We start from the raw sequence: 14,973 nt of genomic DNA on the forward strand, positions 1-14,973 counted from the left end.
GACGCCTTCTACGGTCACTCCAGGATTCTGAGAACCCTATCTCGAATATCCGAAATGTTGGACCGTCGGCGGAGGTGAGTCGCGTTGCGTGCAGTGGTGTTGAGAGGCGGCCGGCTGGAAGTCCGCGAGACTGCCGATCCCGTTCCCGGTCAAGGTGATCTGCTGCTGAAGACCCTCAGCACCGCGATCTGCGCTTCCGACGTCCACTTCATGGACCACCCCGAACTCGGAGTCGATGACCCGACGGGCCGCTCGCTCTACGACCCCGACCGCGACATCGTGATGGGGCACGAATTCGTCGGCGAGGTGATCGGCCACGGCCCCGGCTGCAGCGATGCGTTTCCGATCGGTTCCCGCGTCACGTCGATGCCGATCCGGTTGGTCGACGGCGGCACCGGCGGTCTGCGCATCATCGGTCAACACCCTGACGCGCCAGGCAGTTTCGGCGAATTGCTGGTCGTGCCGGAGGCCACGGCGAGGGTGGTCGACGGATCGGTTTCCAGCGATGCCATAGCGGTCGTGGATGCGTTCGCGGTCGGCGAGTTCTATGTGCGTGCCGCCAACATTCAGCCCGGCGAGACGCCGATCGTGATCGGCGCCGGAGCGATCGGACTGTCCGCGGTCGCGGCGCTGTCCGCCCGTGGCATCGAACCGATCATCGTCTCCGACTTCAAGGCGGAACGACGCGAACTCGCCGCGGCGAGCTTCGGTGCGCACGTCTTGGTGGATCCGGGCGAACGGTCGGTGTTCGACGTGTTCCGAGAGGTGCGGGCCGAACACCATTTCGGCGGTCCGGCGGTCGTGTTCGAGTGCGTCGGTGCTCCGGGACTCATCGGGAACCTGGTCAAGGAGGCGGAGTTCTACAGCCGGATCTATTGCGCCGGTGGCTGGTACACCGGCGACACCCTCGACATCACCGAAGCCACCCGCAACGGGCTCACCCTGCAGTTCGGCGGTGGTCCTATGCCGCAGGACTGGTACGGCGTGCTCGAGGCCGTGGTCGAGGGCAGGCTCGATCCGTTGCCCAGCATCGGCCGGATCATCGGATTAGACGACGTGCCCGACGCTTTGGATCAGGCGCGCAGATCCGAGGGACCGCCCCGGGTCGTCGTACACCCGAACGGAGACATGGAATGACCGACCGCGACGAGCTTGTCGATCTGACGATTCGCTACGCCACTGCGATCGACAGTCGGCAATACCAGCTGCTCTCAACGGTTTTCACCGTGGATGCCGAGCTGGACTACGGCGAGGTCGGGCAGTGGACCGGAGCGGCTGAGGTCACCGAGTTCATGGACCTGGCCCACGCGGGAGCCGCGAACACCATGCATCGGATGAGCAACCAGGTCGTTGCCGTCGACGGTGACACCGCGACGCTGCGGACCTACCTCGACGCGTTGATACTCGCCGCAGACGGCTCTGGGGTTAATGCGGTCGGATACTACGACGACGAAGCGGTGCGCACCGGTGACGGCTGGCGGATCCGCAAGCGCAAGTTCACCTCTGTTCGGCTCGTCATTGTTGCCGGCTGAGAGTCGCTAGTCCTCGTCGCCGACCGGTCTGGTCGTTGGGCCTGGCGAGGCGGTCGACTCGCCGGGAAATGGTGCTTGGCCGTATCCAGGTCCTACTCGCACGGCTTCGGTGTGAATCCCTGGCGTTGGTTGTGAAGTGACGGCTTTCGGGGTGAAGCCACGGCGGAAAAATTGGCGAAATACCTACCAGGATTCACGCGCAAAGCCAAGGATTCACGCGCAAAGCCAAGGATTCACGCGCAAGGCCCAGGATTCACGCGCAAAGCCCAGGATTCACGCCGAACGCGCCAGCCCCCTCAGACGCCGATCAACTCCTTGAGGTTGCCGCCCATAACCCGGGCCGCGGTCGCCTCCGGCAGATCCGAGAGCTCCCGGACGAACTCCGCGGGCTCGGCCAGGCCTTCGGGGTGCGGGTAGTCCGAGCCGAACATCACGCGCTCGGCGCCGAGCACGTCGATGAGATGGGACATGTCCTCTTCGTGAAACGGGTTGACCCACACGTGCCTGCGGAAGACGTCGCATGGGTGCTCGCTGAACTCCCGCGGCTTCTTGCGGTACACCCGGTCGAAGACCTCCATCAGTCGCTGTGCCCACGACCCGCCGTTCTCGACCACGCCGATGCGCAGACCGGGGAAACGTTCGAACACGCCGTGGGCGATGAATGCCGCGAGCGTGTCGAAGATGTGCCGGCTCTCCTCGTAGATGAACCCGCGAAGCTTGGTCAGCTGGAAGCCCTGGAACTCATCGCCGCCTTCCCAGTCGTTCAGGTAGCGGTCATATCCCGCATCGGAATTGTGCATCTGCACCGAGATGCCCGACGACTCGACGAGGCGCCAGAAGTCGTCGAATTCGGGCAATGCGGGGGAGCGAGAAGTGCCATCTGAACGCGGGACGGGGGCCGGCCGGATCAATACCGTCTTCGCTCCGTTGTCCAGGCACCACTCGAGTTCCTCGACGCCCTTGGCGGGATCGTTGAGCGAGATCGCCGGCACCGCGAAGATGCGGTTCTGGTAGTTGAAGGTCCAGTCGTCGCGCAGCCAGCGGTTGAACGCGTGCGTCACCGCGTGCGTGAGTTCAGTGTCGGATTTGGTGCGTTCTTCGAGCATGCCCGCCGTGGTCGGGAACATCACCGCGCCGTCGACACCTTGGCGGTCCATCAATGCCAGGCGCAGGTCGGGGCGCCGGAATTCATCGGGACAGCGGATCGGGTTGGCGAGTTCGCGCAGGGTTTTGCCGTCCGGGTTGATTCCGCGGTAGTAGTCGGCCCAGGCGCCGGGGGTGGGGATCACTTCGTAGGTCGGGTTCGGAATGCACTCGGTGACGGTGCCGAGGATCTGCAGCTTCTTGCGGCCGTTGATGTCGACGAATTTCAGTGCCTCAGAGTACTTCTCCGGCAGATAGCGGGTGTAGGCGTCGATGGTCTCGTACATATGGTTGTCGGCATCCCAGACCTCGAATGCCCGTCCGTCCGCCATAGCCGCCTCCTCCGCAGGTTCGGAGATCACTATATCCGAATCCGAGAACACAGGTTCTCGCACCCCGCCGGAGCCATGTGCGGGGCAATGAGATCGACTATTCTCAGTGCCGCACAGGCGCCTGAGCCCCGTCGGCGAGTGCCACGAGCTCACGTTTGACGACTTTGCCAACGTCGTTGCGCGGCAGCTGATCCACGAACACGATCCGCACCGGGACGCGATACGGTGTCAATCGGCCACGGCACCAGGCCACCAGGTCGGGTTCGGTCAGCGACGGATCGGCACGGACCACGAACGCCCAGGGCACCTCGCCGAGCCTTTCGTCGGGAACTCCGACGACCGCCGCATCCCGCACGCCGTCCGCTCCGATCAACGCATCCTCGACCGTGCCGGGAAACACCTTCAGCCCGCCGCGATTGATCATGTCCGACACCCTGCCGTCCAGCCACAGGAAGCCGTCGTCGTCGAACCAGCCGAGGTCGCCGGTATGGAACCACCCGTCGTCGGTCAACCGGTCCAGGAAGGCGGGATCGACGTCGCGTGCCGCGGTGGTCGGCGTGCGGACCAGCACCTCGTCGTCGGCGATGGTCACGTCGATGCCCGGCAGCGGCCGTCCCACCGAGCCCAGTTTGGTTTCACCCCATTCCCGCGCGTCGGCGGCCGACCACCCGACGACTTCGCCGCCGAGTTCGGTCTGGCCGTAGGAGTTGAGCACGAGCACGCCGAACTTGTCCCGGAATCGGCGGGCCTGCGTCGGCGACAGGGGAGCGGTGATCGACCGGACGATCTTCAGCGGCGACAGATCGGTCACCGCTCCGTCGTGCAGCACCATCGTCAACGCCGCCGGCGGCAACACCGTGGAACGCAGCTGGTGTCTGCGAACCAGCGCCGCGAAGTCAGCCGGCGAAAAGCGGTCCATCAGAACCACTCCCGAGCCGGCGCGAAACGCGAACAGCACCTGGTAGATTCCGGCCCACAGGGACAACGACAACGGCACCAGATTCGGCATCGGTGTCCTGGTCAGCGCGCCGGCAGCGGATTTCGGGCCGCGAAGTTTCGCCAGCAACCGGTCGATCAGGTCGAGTACGGTCGCGTGCCGCAACGGCACCGGCTTGGGCGGCCCGGTGGTCCCGGAGGTGAACTGCAGCAGCGCTACATCGTCGTCGTACTGGCGGGGGTTGGTCAGGGGCCGCGCCGCGGGATCCGCCGACCATTGCAGGTGCGCGCCGGTGACGACGGTCAGCCCGTAGCCGGAAAATCGTTGCCGCAGATCGGGAGTCGTGATCACCGCGACTGGCCGCAGGATCTCGAACTGGGCGGCCAGTTCGGGGTCGGCGGCCCGCGGGTTGAGTGGGGTGTAGACCCCACCCGCCCGCCAGGTGCCGAACAGTGCGGCGACGGTGACCGCGTCGTTGGGCAACATCGCCGCGACGACCTGTCCGGTCGTCAACCCCGACTCGGTCAGCAGCGCGCCGAGCCCCTCGGCGCTCGCGGACAACTCGCCGGCAGTCACGTCGCCGACGAGCGTATGCACCGCTACGTCGGGCAATCCGTCGAGCAGGACGGCCAGGCTCATGAATCTGGTTCCAGTGGTTGCCAGTTGGGCGTTCTCTTGTCTGCGAATGCGGCGGGTCCTTCGTTCTGGTCCGGATGACCCCACATCGACGTCAGGTGCTCGGCACCGGCCCGGCACGCGTCGGTCAGACCGTACTCGAGCGCACCCCACAATGCCCGTTTGGTGGCCCGCATCGCGGCCGGCGAATTCCTGGCGATCTTTTCCGCGAGTGCCTGCGCCACGTCACGCAGCTTTTCGGGTGGATCGACGACTTCGCTGATCATGCCGAGCTGGTAAGCGCGCTGTGCGCTCAACCGTTCGTGACTGCCCACCAACGCCATCCGTAACACGGCCTCGGCGGGTACTTTGCGCATCAACGCGATGGTTTCCAGCGCAGAGACCTGACCGATGGACACGTGCGGGTCGACGAACGACGCGTCAGAGGCGGCGATGGCGATGTCGGCGTCAGCCACCCAGTGCAGTCCGCCGCCCGCGCAGACACCGTTGACGGCGGTGATGATCGGCTTTGCGACGTTGCAGTGCCAGCCGGTGAGTTTGAGGTCGAGCGTCCGCATCGTTTCCTGGAACTGCTGCACGGCTTCACCGTCCAGGTCCTCGACGTCGGCACCCACCTGAAAGGCCCGCCCGTTGCCGGTGTGCACGATGACGCGGACAGCCGGGTCGGCATCCAAATCCGCCCAGGCTCTGGGGAATTCGGCGCGCATCACGGCATCGTATGCGTTGAGACGGTCCGGTCGGTTGTTGATGATCCAGCCGACGGGACCGTGCCGCTCGACGATCAGCCGCTGATAGGTCATCGGAGTTCCGCCACATCCGACAGCGGCTGCCACTGCGCAACGCGCCTTTCCCGCCACGCCCGCACACCTTCTGCGTGGTCGGGATGGTTGCGTAGCCGCCAGATCTCGTCGGCGGCTTCGCTGCGCGCCTGGGTCAAACCGACTTCCAGCGCTCGCCACAGCGCTCTCTTGGTCGCCCGCATGGCCGTCAGTGAATTGGTGGCGATGGTCGCGGCGAGCCGCTCTGCCGTGGGGCGCAACCGCTCGACCGGCACCACCTCGGACACCATCCCCAACTCGTAGGCGCGCTGGGCGGAGATGCGTTCACCTTTGCCGCTCAATGCCATTCGGGTGATTGCTTCCATGGGCGACTTGCGTAACAGGGTGATCGCCTCATAAGCCACCGCTTGACCCAGCGACACATGCGGGTCGACGAAGGACGCCGTGTCGGCGGCGATCACGATGTCGGCGTCGGCCACCAGATGCAGCCCCCCGCCCGCGCACACGCCGTTCACGGCCGCGATGACTGGCTTCCACACCTGGCAGTGCCACGACGAGATCCTCAGCGTGGCATCCCTGGTGCGCCGGGAATGCCGTCGCATGGCTTGCTTGTCGCGGGCGACTTGCACGACGTCCATCCCGGTACAGAACGACCGGCCGTTGGCGGTGTTGACGATCACCCGCACCTCGGGATCGGTGTCCAGGTCGGCCCATGCGGCTTCCAGCTCGTCGAGCATCAGTGCGTCGAACGCGTTGCCGGCGTCCGGCCGGTTCAAGACGAGCCATCCGATGCCGTCCGACTTCTCTACGATCAGGCGTTCGTAGGTGCTCACGAGCGCGGAATCTCTTTCCAGGGCTTACCCTTCCACGGATCCGGTTCCCTGGGCAGGCCTAGTACCCGCTCGCCGAGGATGTTCTTGTTGATGTCGGTGGTGCCGCCCTCGGTCCCATTGGCCAGGCTGCGCAACATGCCATGGACCTCGGGTGGCAACTCGTCCGGATCGTCGCCGGCGGGCCACGCGACCGCGGACGTCCCCAGCAGGTCCACCATCAAATCTTGAATCTCCTGATTCAGGGTCGCCTGATGCACCTTGCCGATCGATGACGCCGCGCCGGGGGATTGTCCGGCCGAGAGCGCTTTGCGCACACGCACATTGGTCCAGCCGCGGACCTGTTCCTGGGCCCACAGCCGCATCACCTTGACCCTGATCACCGGGTCGTCCCAGCGGCCGGTCTCCTGAGCCAGGGTGATCAATCGTTCGGCGCTGAACCCACCGAGACGGCCCATGCCACCGGATCCGGAGCCCGAGACCATCTGCCGTTCGCTGGACAGCGTCGCCGCGCTGACCCGCCAGCCGTCGTCGACGTCGCCGACACGATGTGCGTCGGGAACCCGGGCGCCGTCGAGAAAGACTTCGTTGAATTCGGATTCACCGGTGATCTGGCGCAGGGGCCGTACCTGGACGCCGGGTTGGTGCATGTCGAGCAGGAAGTAGGTGATGCCCTTGTGCTTGGGCTGCTCCGGGTCGGTGCGGGCGAGCAGGATCGCGAAGTCGGCCTCGTCTGCCCAGGTGGTCCAGACCTTCTGTCCGGTGATCACCCAATCGTCACCGTCACGCACCGCGCGGGTCGCGAGCGAGGCGAGATCGGATCCCGCGCCGGGTTCGCTGAACAGCTGGCACCACTTCTCCTCGTTGCGCACGATCGGCGGCAGGAAGCGCCGCCGCTGTTCCTCGGTGCCGTGGCTGAACAGCGCCGCCGCCGTGTTGTTCAGGCCGAGCGGATTGAGTCGGGTCAGCCGCAGCGGCCGCAGCACTGCTTCTACGGCACCGGCGACTTCGCCTGTGACACCGAGTCCGCCGTGCTCGGGTAGCCAGGTGGGGACGACCAGGCCCGACTGCGCGAAGACCGGGTACCACTGCCGGTATTCGTCGGGGCTGCGGTTGGCGCGCAAGGCGTTCGGACCCCGCCCGGCCGCCGACCGCCACGCCGCCGGTACCTGGTCGGCGACCCACTGCTCCACAGCCGCGACGGCCTCTGCGACGCTGCTGTTGCTGGTGATCGGAAGTCGTGTCATCGGCCCTGAAACTTCGCGTCGCGCTTGTCCCGAAATGCGGCCATACCCTCGCGGAAGTCCTCACTGCGGCTGGACAACTCGAGTGCCATGGCCTCGTTCTGCAGATGGCGGTCGAGGTCGAGTCCATGGCCGCTGTGCAACAGCCATTTGGTCAGACCCAGCGCGACGGTGGGGGCTTCGCCGAGCATCGACACGAGTTCGGCCGCGTCGGAGTCCAATTGGTCCGCCTCGACACTGCCGTGGATGATGCCCCAGTCCGCCGCGGTGGTCCCGGATATCTCCTGGCCCAGCATCAGCAACTGGCGGGTGCGGACCATCCCGATCAGTCGGGGCAGCAACCATGCCGCACCGCTGTCGGGGGTGAACCCGCGAGCCATGAACGGTTCCCAGAACCTGGCGTCGTCGGCCGCCACGCAGAAGTCGGCGGCCATGGCGATGTGAAAACCGAGGCCGGCCGCCCAGCCCCGCACTACCGCGACGATCGGCACCTGGGTTTGCAGCATCAGCGGAATGAGCCGATTGGCCTTGTTGGGCAGCCGCCGCTGCGTGCTACCGACTCGGGGTTTGCGTTCTGATTTCGCGTTGTTGGCGATCAGGTCGGAGCCGGCGCAGAAGTCCGGTCCCTGCGCATCGATACGGATGACCCGCACCGACTCGTCTGTCCCCGATGCCGCGAGGTGGCCGATCATCGCATCGAGCATCACGTCGTCGACGGCGTTCCGGCGATCGGCACGGTCCAGCGTCAGCCGCAATATCGAGCCGTGTTGTGCGGCTTGAAGTCCCGGGACACTGCGGTACTCCATGCGTCAGCGCTCGGCGAACTGCGCGGACACCGCCGTCAGCAGCTCCGTCAGGTTGGTGGCGCCGGCGGGCGGGCGGGGCAGGCGAACCGGCCCGCGTGCACGGCTGGGCAGCAGAATCGTGGCGTGACCGGGTGCGGTGACCTCACCCCGATGATTGGTCGCGGCCAGCTCGAGATCGACGGCGGGACGGTCGCCTTCGGCGAGATACTTCCGCGCGATGATGCCGGTGATGGTGTGCACGTCGCCCACATAGTTGAACAGCCGGAACTCGCAGTCGAGTTTCCACAACCATGCGTCGTCACCCATCCAGTCGGTGCACAGATGGATCAGCCAGGTCTCGCGCATCCGACCGTAGTCGAAAGTGTTGGGATTACCGGCGTTTCGCGCCGCATTCGGATCCCAGTGCACCCGCTGCTGCACATCCGGGGCGCCGTGCTCGTTGAGCGTGTAGAAGCGGGGGATGCGCTGCCGGTTGCGCCACGCCAGTCGCAGCGGCCGGACACCGTACATCCCGGTGCCCATGCCGACGTGCCAGCACATCATGTCGGTCACCGTGAGTGGCCCTTTGGTCAGTGGTCCGACCTCGTCACCCTCGTTCACGTCCTCCCACCAGCGCGGGTCCGCACCGCGCACCGTCTCGCGCGCATACCGTTCGTCGAGTTCGGCGATCTCCTCGGCGGTCCACGTCTTCGGCTCGACAGCGTCGTATTTCTTTCGGCCCCGCGCCTTGCTGCGCTCGGTGCGAATCATGTTGCGGTACTGGCCGCCCAGGATCGTGCCCTCGTCGTCCCGGAACACCTGGGCCGACCACTCGTGGATGGCGCGCTCGGCGAACTCACTGGACTTGTCCAGCGCCGCCACCAGCGCATTGCGCCGATACACCCGGTGATTCGCGCGCAACGGGGCCCACCATTCCCGCGCCGACGAGGCGTAGAACGCGTGCACACCGCGCAGCGGGTCGCCCTTGGTCAGGGCACGTTGTTCGTCGGACAGCGCGGCAACCTCGTCCTCACCGATCAGCGTGTCGCCGCCGACCAGAGCGGGCGGGGCGACAGACTCGCCCCAGACGGTCTTGGCCGCGTACTCCGGATCCGCCCACAACGGGTTGGAATCGCCGTAGCTCTCGGCGACATGGCGGAACGCGTCCTCGTTCGGACGAAAATAGTGCGGAGGCTGGGTGTGCGGAACGGCGATACCGATGGTGGCGCGCAATCGGGCCAGCCCCTCATCGGTGATCCGGCCGGTCTCGGCCATCGCACTGCCTCCTCGTTGTGGCCCGTGCGGTAGCCGGACTCGCAGCCAGACAGAGTGGAAATTAAGATACCCGAAAAGCGGAAACGCCGTTAACGCAGGGGTAGAGCGGTATGGGTGAAGAAGAGTCCGGGATCGTCGTCAGGATCGGCGACGACGCCGTCGCGAGGATCACGATCGATCGGCCCGACGCGGGAAACTCCTTGTCGCCCTTGGCGCGTGACGCACTGACCGAAGCATTCGTGGAAGCCGGTGACAACCCCGACGTGCGCGCCGTCCTGCTGAGCGCGAGCGGCACGCGGCACTTCTGCGCTGGGGCGGGACTGTCGGCGTCGGCGTCGCCTGCCGCAGAGAGACGTCCGGGTGATGTGGCGCGAATGTTGCAGCGCGGGTGGCAGCGGCTCATCGGATCCATCCTGGACTGCGACAAACCAGTTGTCGCCGCGGTCAAAGGCACTGCCGCCGGCGCCGGCGCCAGCCTGGTGCTGGCCTGCGACCTGGTCGTCATGTCCACCGAGGCAAGGCTTGTCGAGGCGTTCGTCCATCGCGGTATCCTGCCCGACTCCGGTGCTGTACATCTGCTGACGAGAATTGTGGGCCTGCGCAAGGCGACCGAGCTGTTGATGCTCGGTGAGCCCGTCGACGCAGCATCCTGCGAACGCCTCGGATTGGTCAATCGTGTGGTGGCGCAGCACGATACCGATGCGACCGCCGAAGAGCTCGCATTGCGGCTGGCGGCCGGCCCGACGGTGATGCTCGGCTTGACCAAGCGGCTACTGGCGGTCTCGTCGGAATCGGGACGTGACCGTGCTTTCGAGCAGGAGGCGTGGGCTCAGGAGGTGGTGTCGCGCACGAGTGACCTTCAGGAGGGCTTGTCATCGTTCGCCGAGCGGCGCCGGCCCCGTTTCTCGGGGCGCTGACGCCTGGTCAGCGGGCGGCGGGTCCGCCCCGAATGGTGAATGCGGCACTGTCATCGATCGCGTCTATCGACTCCGCCACTTTCTCCGGCGTCAGGGCGGCGTCTTGGATTCCCTTCGTCATGCCGACGAAGACCCGTGACACCTTTCCTCCGCCCACCGAGTAGATGTGCGCGGTGCGGTCGCAGCTGGGATGAGACAGGTAGAGCACCACCGGAGTGACGAGCTCGGGGTCCATGACCTTGCCCGACTCGCCCATGATCGTCTCGGTCATCCGGGTGCGGGCGATGGGCGCCATGGCGTTGATCGCGATGTTGTTGCGGGCACCCTCGATCGCGAGTACATGCATCATCCCGACCAGGCCCATCTTGGCCGCACCGTAGTTGGCCTGCCCGAAGTTTCCGAAAAGGCCGGTGCCGGAGGTGGTTTGGACGATGCGGCCGTAATTCTGATTCCGCATGACGGGCCAGACTGCCCGGGTCACGTTGAACGTGCCGATGAGGTGCACTTCGATGACCGCGTCGACCTGGTCGGCGGTCATGTTCTTGAACGCGGCGTCGCGCAGGATCCCCGCGTTGTTCACCAGGATGTCGACCCGCCCGAAATTGTCCATCGCGGCTGCGATGATCGCGGCGCCGCCTTCCTCGGTTGCCACCGAGTCGTTGTTGGCGATCGCGGTTCCTCCGGCGGCCACGATCTCGTCGACCACGGACTGGGCCGCCGACGAGGACGTGCCACTGCCGTCGACCGCGCTGCCCAGATCGTTGACCACCACTCTCGCGCCGCGGCGGGCGAACTCGAGAGCGTGGCAACGGCCCAACCCGCCGCCCGCACCGGTCACCACCGCCACCTGGTTGTCGAAAGTCATTGTCGGCATGGGGAGAGGTTACATTTACCCAATCGAGAACAGTCATTTGCATCGGAGGGCGTCGTGGGCCTGCTGGAGAATGCGCACCGGCGAGCCGCAGCGTTGCGGCCCCGCTACCGCGCGGCCGGATTCTGGTCGGCGCAGCCCGCGGATGCGGTTCGGCTCGCCGCGGCGCGGCATCCCGGCCGGCCCGCGGTCATCGATCGGCGTGCCCAACTGAGCTATGCCGAACTGGATCAGCGCATCGACGTCGCTGCGCGAGCGATGCTGAACGCCGGTGTCACGGCGGGCAATTCCGTCGTGCTGGTCGTCGGCAACGACGTCGAATCGACGGTGGCCGTGCACGCCGCGTTGCGCATCGACGCGGTGGTTTTACTCGTGGCGCGCAGCGCGGGTGCAGCACAAATCGCGGAGATCGCCGCGCGGACGGGCGCCCGTTTCGGGGCGGCCCCGAACTGGGCGCCCTCCGGCGATATCCCCCTACAGTGGATCGAGACCGTCGGGAGCTTGACCACCGGTGGTATCGAGCCGTCCCGCCCAGCCGACGAACCGTGTCTCGTGCTGTACACCTCCGGTACGACGTCGCGACCCAAGGGGGTCATCCACTCGCTGAGCACGTTGACCAAGGCGTCGGTCAATTACATTGCGGCGGCGGGGCTCACGGCGCAGGACCGGATCTTGCTGGTGAGTCCGCTGGCGTCGGTCACCGGGGTGGTGCAAGCACTGTTCATCTCGCCGATGCTGGCGATACCGGTGGTGCTCGAGGAACGCTGGGATCCGGTGTCGACCTGTGAGTTGATGGTCGCATCGGGTGTGACGTGGTACGGGGGACCGGATCGGTTGCTGGACAGGATGCTCGACGAGGCGGTGGCGCGGCGGTACCCGGTCCCGTTGCGTGCGGTGTTCCTCGGCGGCACCATGCTGGATCGGCGGATCGTCGAGCGCATCGAGGACGAGTTCGGCATCGTCGTCATGCGCGCCTACGGCTCCTCGGAGGTCCCGGTGAGCACGGCCGGTCTGCGCGGCGAGCCCCGAGACACCAGGCATGCCGACGACGGCGTGGCCCTCGCCGACGTCGAGGTGCGGGTCGGGTCGACGGCGGATCCGAACGAGTGTTGTATCCGGGGTCCGCATGCGTTCCTCGGTTATACCGAGAGCGCCGACGACAAGCTCGCCTTCGACGGCGACTGGTTTCGGACCGGTGATGTCGCCGAAATCGCCGACGGCCGGGTGCGTGTCGTCGGCCGGATCAAAGACATCGTGATCCGCAACGGCATGAAGATCCCGGTCGCCGAGGTGGAAGAGGTGGTGTCCGGGATCGCCGGGGTCCGTGAGTGTGCCGCTTATCCGGTGGCCGACACCACGACCGGCGAGCGCCTCGCGCTGGCTATCGTGCTGAGACCGGGCATCGCGTTGTCTCTGGGTGACGTCGCCGCCGCGCTGCTGTCCCGTGGACTGCCGAAATTCAAACTGCCCGAGGAACTGGTGATCTGGGCAGAACCGTTGCCGGTCAACGCCAACGGCAAGGTCGAGCGCAGGAAGCTCGCCGCGCTGGCGGCGGGTCGGCCCCGGTTGGTCGCCGAACGCCTGGGCGAGTCTAGCTGTGGAACGGGTTGAGTATCGGGGGGATGATCTGGTTGCCGGTCACACCGGTGAACCGGACGGCGATCTGTGCGGGGATGTTCACCGTCTGGTAGACCCCGGCGCCGATCCAGGACACCGGTAGCTGCAAGAAGTCCGGCATCGCGTCGACGATGCCTTGGATCGGTTCGTACATGAAGTACGGAATCGAGGAGGCGATGGTCCGCAACCCCAGTCGGAGGTTGTCCGGCACATCGGGATAGCCCTGGGCGGCGAAGTCGGCGCTGAGGACACTGAACAGGTTCGCGCCGGGATCGACGTAGGTGCCGGCGTAGACCGGCGACGTAACCGGCGCACCCTGCATATAGCCCGGCGTCGGAAGGCTGAACTGATCCAGAATCGTCGGCGTCGTGCTCACGATCTGCCACGAGTTGTTGATCCAGCCGTCTGTCGTGAGCGGGTTGGCGTACGCCTGGTCGAAGATCACGTATGACGCTGTCTCCAAAGGTGATTGGAAGCCGTGGGTGATGCCGAACGGCTGGGGCGGTCCTACCTCTCCGTGGTCGGTGACCACCATCACGGTCCATTCCTCGCCGTTGTTGGAAAGGTCGGCCTCCCAGTCGGCGACCGCACCCAGCAGGCCTCGGGTCGCCTCCGGCTGCCCCGCCAACTCGAGGCCGAGGTTGGCGTCCATGTTTCGCAGCGCCTGTGCGTACTGCGGCGAATCACCGCCCCATGCATGGGCGTTCACGTCCGGGCCGGTGAAGTACGCGAAGATCAGATTGCCCTTGTCTGGGTCGGCTGCCAGGATCGCGGCCTGGGCCTTCTGGCCGACCAGGTCCGTCGTCGCCAGCCAGTCCGGGTCGCCCGCGACCTGCGGGACGAATTCGATGTTGTCGGCGGGGTTGGAGCCCGCGGCGGCGATCTCGGTGATGACGTTCCAGTCGGCGATGACCGTGGTGTTGACCTGGTCGCCGTAGGCGTTCTCGAGGTGGTTGTACACGGTCGGCCAGTCGTCGTACGTCCACGGCGTGAAGATGTTGTTGCTCACGCCCGTCGTCTCGCCCCACACACCGGTCTGGATGGTGGTCCAGGACGGGTTGGAGATGGTGGTGTGCCCGATGATCGTCGACGCGGACGTGGTGCTCTGCGTCATCAGGGCGTGGAAGTTGGGCGTCCCGGTGGGGCCGGCGCCCAGCGCCAGGACCCTGCTCAGATTCGTGCCGTCGGTGCCGATCAGCAGGAAATTCGCGTCCGGCGTGGCCAGAGCGTAAGCGGCCGCGGCTTGTGTCTCTGTCACATACAACACCGAGGAGACGTTCCCGGTCGCGCCGGTCGCGCCTGGTGCGCCGAACAGATAGGCTGCGCCGCCGGCTCCGCCGGTTCCGCCGGCGATCGGTATGTTGTTGCCGGGCACCGTCAAGCTGAACAGGTTGCCGCCGAGTCCTCCGGTGCCGCCGGCCCCGCCGTTCCCCCACAACAACCCGCCCGTGCCACCGGCACCACCGGCCGCGCCACGCAGACCACCGGTGCCGCCGATACCGCCATTGCCGAACAGTCCGGCGTTGCCGCCGCGCCCGCCCGCCTGCCCCGGCGAACCCGACCCGCCCGCGCCGCCGTTGCCCCACAGAATCCCGCCGTCTCCACCGGCCTGCCCGGTGCCCGCCACGCCGTTGACACCATCACCGATCAAGGGACGCCCCAGGAACAGATTCGTCGGCGCATTGATCGCGCCCAAGATGGGGTCGACGAGGGGCTGCAACGGACCGGCGTTGATCGCCTCGGCGGAGGCATAAGCCTTGCTGGCGTTGGCCAGTGCCTGCATGAATTGTTCGTGGAACGCGGCCGCCTGCAGGCTGGCCGCTCCGTATGCCTGGGCGTGACCGGAGAACAGCGAGGCGATCGCCGCCGACACTTCGTCGGCCGCAGCGGCCAGCACGGTATTCGTCGGAGCCAACGCCGCCTGGTTGGCCGCCCAGATCGCGGAGCCGATGCCCGCCGCGTCTGCGACTGCTGCCGTCAAGAGGTTTGGTGCGGTGATCAGATACGACATCGTTGTCCTCCAACCCGGCCATCGAGAAATACGGCGACACCCATAGTCGCACGATTCAGCCCGC

Annotated in this window: 13 protein-coding genes; 4 read left to right on the top strand and 9 right to left on the bottom strand. The window is 66.4% G+C overall.

The genetic code is table 11. The annotated features are described in order from the left end of the window. Window positions 1–93 precede the first annotated feature (93 nt). Together AC5Y47_RS15485 and AC5Y47_RS15490 are read left to right on the top strand one after the other, a co-directional pair. Window positions 94–1,137 (top strand): zinc-binding dehydrogenase, encoded by a 1,044-nt coding sequence (locus AC5Y47_RS15485; RefSeq protein ID WP_499944986.1) that lies wholly within the window; start codon window positions 94–96, stop codon window positions 1,135–1,137. Beyond that, window positions 1,134–1,532 carry a nuclear transport factor 2 family protein gene (locus AC5Y47_RS15490; protein WP_499944899.1) on the top strand — a complete coding sequence of 133 codons (399 nt, stop codon included), beginning with the start codon at window positions 1,134–1,136 and terminating at the stop codon, window positions 1,530–1,532. Before AC5Y47_RS15485 ends, AC5Y47_RS15490 begins: the two co-directional genes overlap by 4 nt. 296 nt (window positions 1,533–1,828) lie before the next feature. Here AC5Y47_RS15490 and AC5Y47_RS15495 read toward each other — a convergent pair whose 3' ends face one another. The 7 genes from AC5Y47_RS15495 to AC5Y47_RS15525 form a co-directional block, all read right to left on the bottom strand. After that, the gene (locus AC5Y47_RS15495; RefSeq protein WP_499944901.1) at window positions 1,829–3,007 is read right to left on the bottom strand and encodes an amidohydrolase family protein; all 1,179 of its coding nucleotides are present in this window, start codon (window positions 3,005–3,007) and stop codon (window positions 1,829–1,831) included. A 103-nt stretch (window positions 3,008–3,110) separates the two neighbouring features. After that, the gene (locus AC5Y47_RS15500) at window positions 3,111–4,583 is read right to left on the bottom strand and encodes a class I adenylate-forming enzyme family protein (protein WP_499944903.1); all 1,473 of its coding nucleotides are present in this window, start codon (window positions 4,581–4,583) and stop codon (window positions 3,111–3,113) included. Next, window positions 4,580–5,380: an enoyl-CoA hydratase/isomerase family protein gene (locus AC5Y47_RS15505; RefSeq protein ID WP_499944905.1), complete on the bottom strand. Its 801-nt coding sequence runs from the start codon at window positions 5,378–5,380 to the stop codon at window positions 4,580–4,582. Before AC5Y47_RS15505 ends, AC5Y47_RS15500 begins: the two co-directional genes overlap by 4 nt. Further along, the gene (locus AC5Y47_RS15510) at window positions 5,377–6,192 is read right to left on the bottom strand and encodes an enoyl-CoA hydratase/isomerase family protein (protein WP_499944908.1); all 816 of its coding nucleotides are present in this window, start codon (window positions 6,190–6,192) and stop codon (window positions 5,377–5,379) included. The genes AC5Y47_RS15505 and AC5Y47_RS15510 overlap by 4 nt, the downstream gene beginning before the upstream one ends. Continuing rightward, complete coding sequence (locus AC5Y47_RS15515; protein ID WP_499944910.1) at window positions 6,189–7,436, bottom strand: acyl-CoA dehydrogenase family protein; 1,248 nt, start codon at window positions 7,434–7,436, stop codon at window positions 6,189–6,191. The genes AC5Y47_RS15510 and AC5Y47_RS15515 overlap by 4 nt, the downstream gene beginning before the upstream one ends. After that, window positions 7,433–8,239: an enoyl-CoA hydratase/isomerase family protein gene (locus tag AC5Y47_RS15520; protein WP_499944912.1), complete on the bottom strand. Its 807-nt coding sequence runs from the start codon at window positions 8,237–8,239 to the stop codon at window positions 7,433–7,435. Before AC5Y47_RS15520 ends, AC5Y47_RS15515 begins: the two co-directional genes overlap by 4 nt. 3 nt (window positions 8,240–8,242) lie before the next feature. After that, window positions 8,243–9,493, bottom strand: coding sequence for a hotdog family protein (locus AC5Y47_RS15525; RefSeq protein ID WP_499944915.1), 1,251 nt, complete (start codon window positions 9,491–9,493; stop codon window positions 8,243–8,245). A gap of 110 nt (window positions 9,494–9,603) precedes the next feature. Between AC5Y47_RS15525 and AC5Y47_RS15530 the strand changes: the two genes are divergently transcribed. Further along, complete coding sequence (locus AC5Y47_RS15530; protein WP_499944917.1) at window positions 9,604–10,410, top strand: enoyl-CoA hydratase/isomerase family protein; 807 nt, start codon at window positions 9,604–9,606, stop codon at window positions 10,408–10,410. 7 nt (window positions 10,411–10,417) lie between these two features. On the opposite strand, the gene AC5Y47_RS15535 is transcribed toward AC5Y47_RS15530, so the two are convergent. Then, window positions 10,418–11,284 (bottom strand): SDR family NAD(P)-dependent oxidoreductase, encoded by an 867-nt coding sequence (locus AC5Y47_RS15535; RefSeq protein ID WP_499944918.1) that lies wholly within the window; start codon window positions 11,282–11,284, stop codon window positions 10,418–10,420. Between the two features lie 93 nt (window positions 11,285–11,377). Here AC5Y47_RS15535 and AC5Y47_RS15540 point away from each other — a divergent pair, with 93 nt between their 5' ends. Continuing rightward, window positions 11,378–12,892, top strand: a complete 1,515-nt coding sequence (locus tag AC5Y47_RS15540) for a class I adenylate-forming enzyme family protein (RefSeq protein ID WP_499944988.1) — start codon at window positions 11,378–11,380, stop codon at window positions 12,890–12,892. Here the strand turns inward: AC5Y47_RS15540 and AC5Y47_RS15545 are convergent. Further along, window positions 12,873–14,909: a PE domain-containing protein gene (locus tag AC5Y47_RS15545; protein WP_499944920.1), complete on the bottom strand. Its 2,037-nt coding sequence runs from the start codon at window positions 14,907–14,909 to the stop codon at window positions 12,873–12,875. The two genes, AC5Y47_RS15540 and AC5Y47_RS15545, sit on opposite strands and share 20 nt — an antisense overlap. Between the last annotated feature and the right edge of the window lie 64 nt (window positions 14,910–14,973).

The organism is Mycobacterium sp. NGS22 (assembly GCF_059813095.1).

Bases quoted from the DNA above. Each gene is read 5' to 3' on its own strand.
- AC5Y47_RS15500 (WP_499944903.1), bottom strand. From the start codon at position 4,583: ATGAGCCTGGCCGTCCTGCTCGACGGATTGCCCGACGTAGCGGTGCAT.
- AC5Y47_RS15525 (WP_499944915.1), bottom strand. From the start codon at position 9,493: ATGGCCGAGACCGGCCGGATCACCGATGAGGGGCTGGCCCGATTGCGC.
- AC5Y47_RS15495 (WP_499944901.1), bottom strand. From the start codon at position 3,007: ATGGCGGACGGACGGGCATTCGAGGTCTGGGATGCCGACAACCATATG.
- AC5Y47_RS15545 (WP_499944920.1), bottom strand. From the start codon at position 14,909: ATGTCGTATCTGATCACCGCACCAAACCTCTTGACGGCAGCAGTCGCA.
- AC5Y47_RS15535 (WP_499944918.1), bottom strand. From the start codon at position 11,284: ATGCCGACAATGACTTTCGACAACCAGGTGGCGGTGGTGACCGGTGCG.
- AC5Y47_RS15520 (WP_499944912.1), bottom strand. From the start codon at position 8,239: ATGGAGTACCGCAGTGTCCCGGGACTTCAAGCCGCACAACACGGCTCG.
- AC5Y47_RS15515 (WP_499944910.1), bottom strand. From the start codon at position 7,436: ATGACACGACTTCCGATCACCAGCAACAGCAGCGTCGCAGAGGCCGTC.
- AC5Y47_RS15490 (WP_499944899.1), top strand. From the start codon at position 1,134: ATGACCGACCGCGACGAGCTTGTCGATCTGACGATTCGCTACGCCACT.
- AC5Y47_RS15530 (WP_499944917.1), top strand. From the start codon at position 9,604: ATGGGTGAAGAAGAGTCCGGGATCGTCGTCAGGATCGGCGACGACGCC.
- AC5Y47_RS15505 (WP_499944905.1), bottom strand. From the start codon at position 5,380: ATGACCTATCAGCGGCTGATCGTCGAGCGGCACGGTCCCGTCGGCTGG.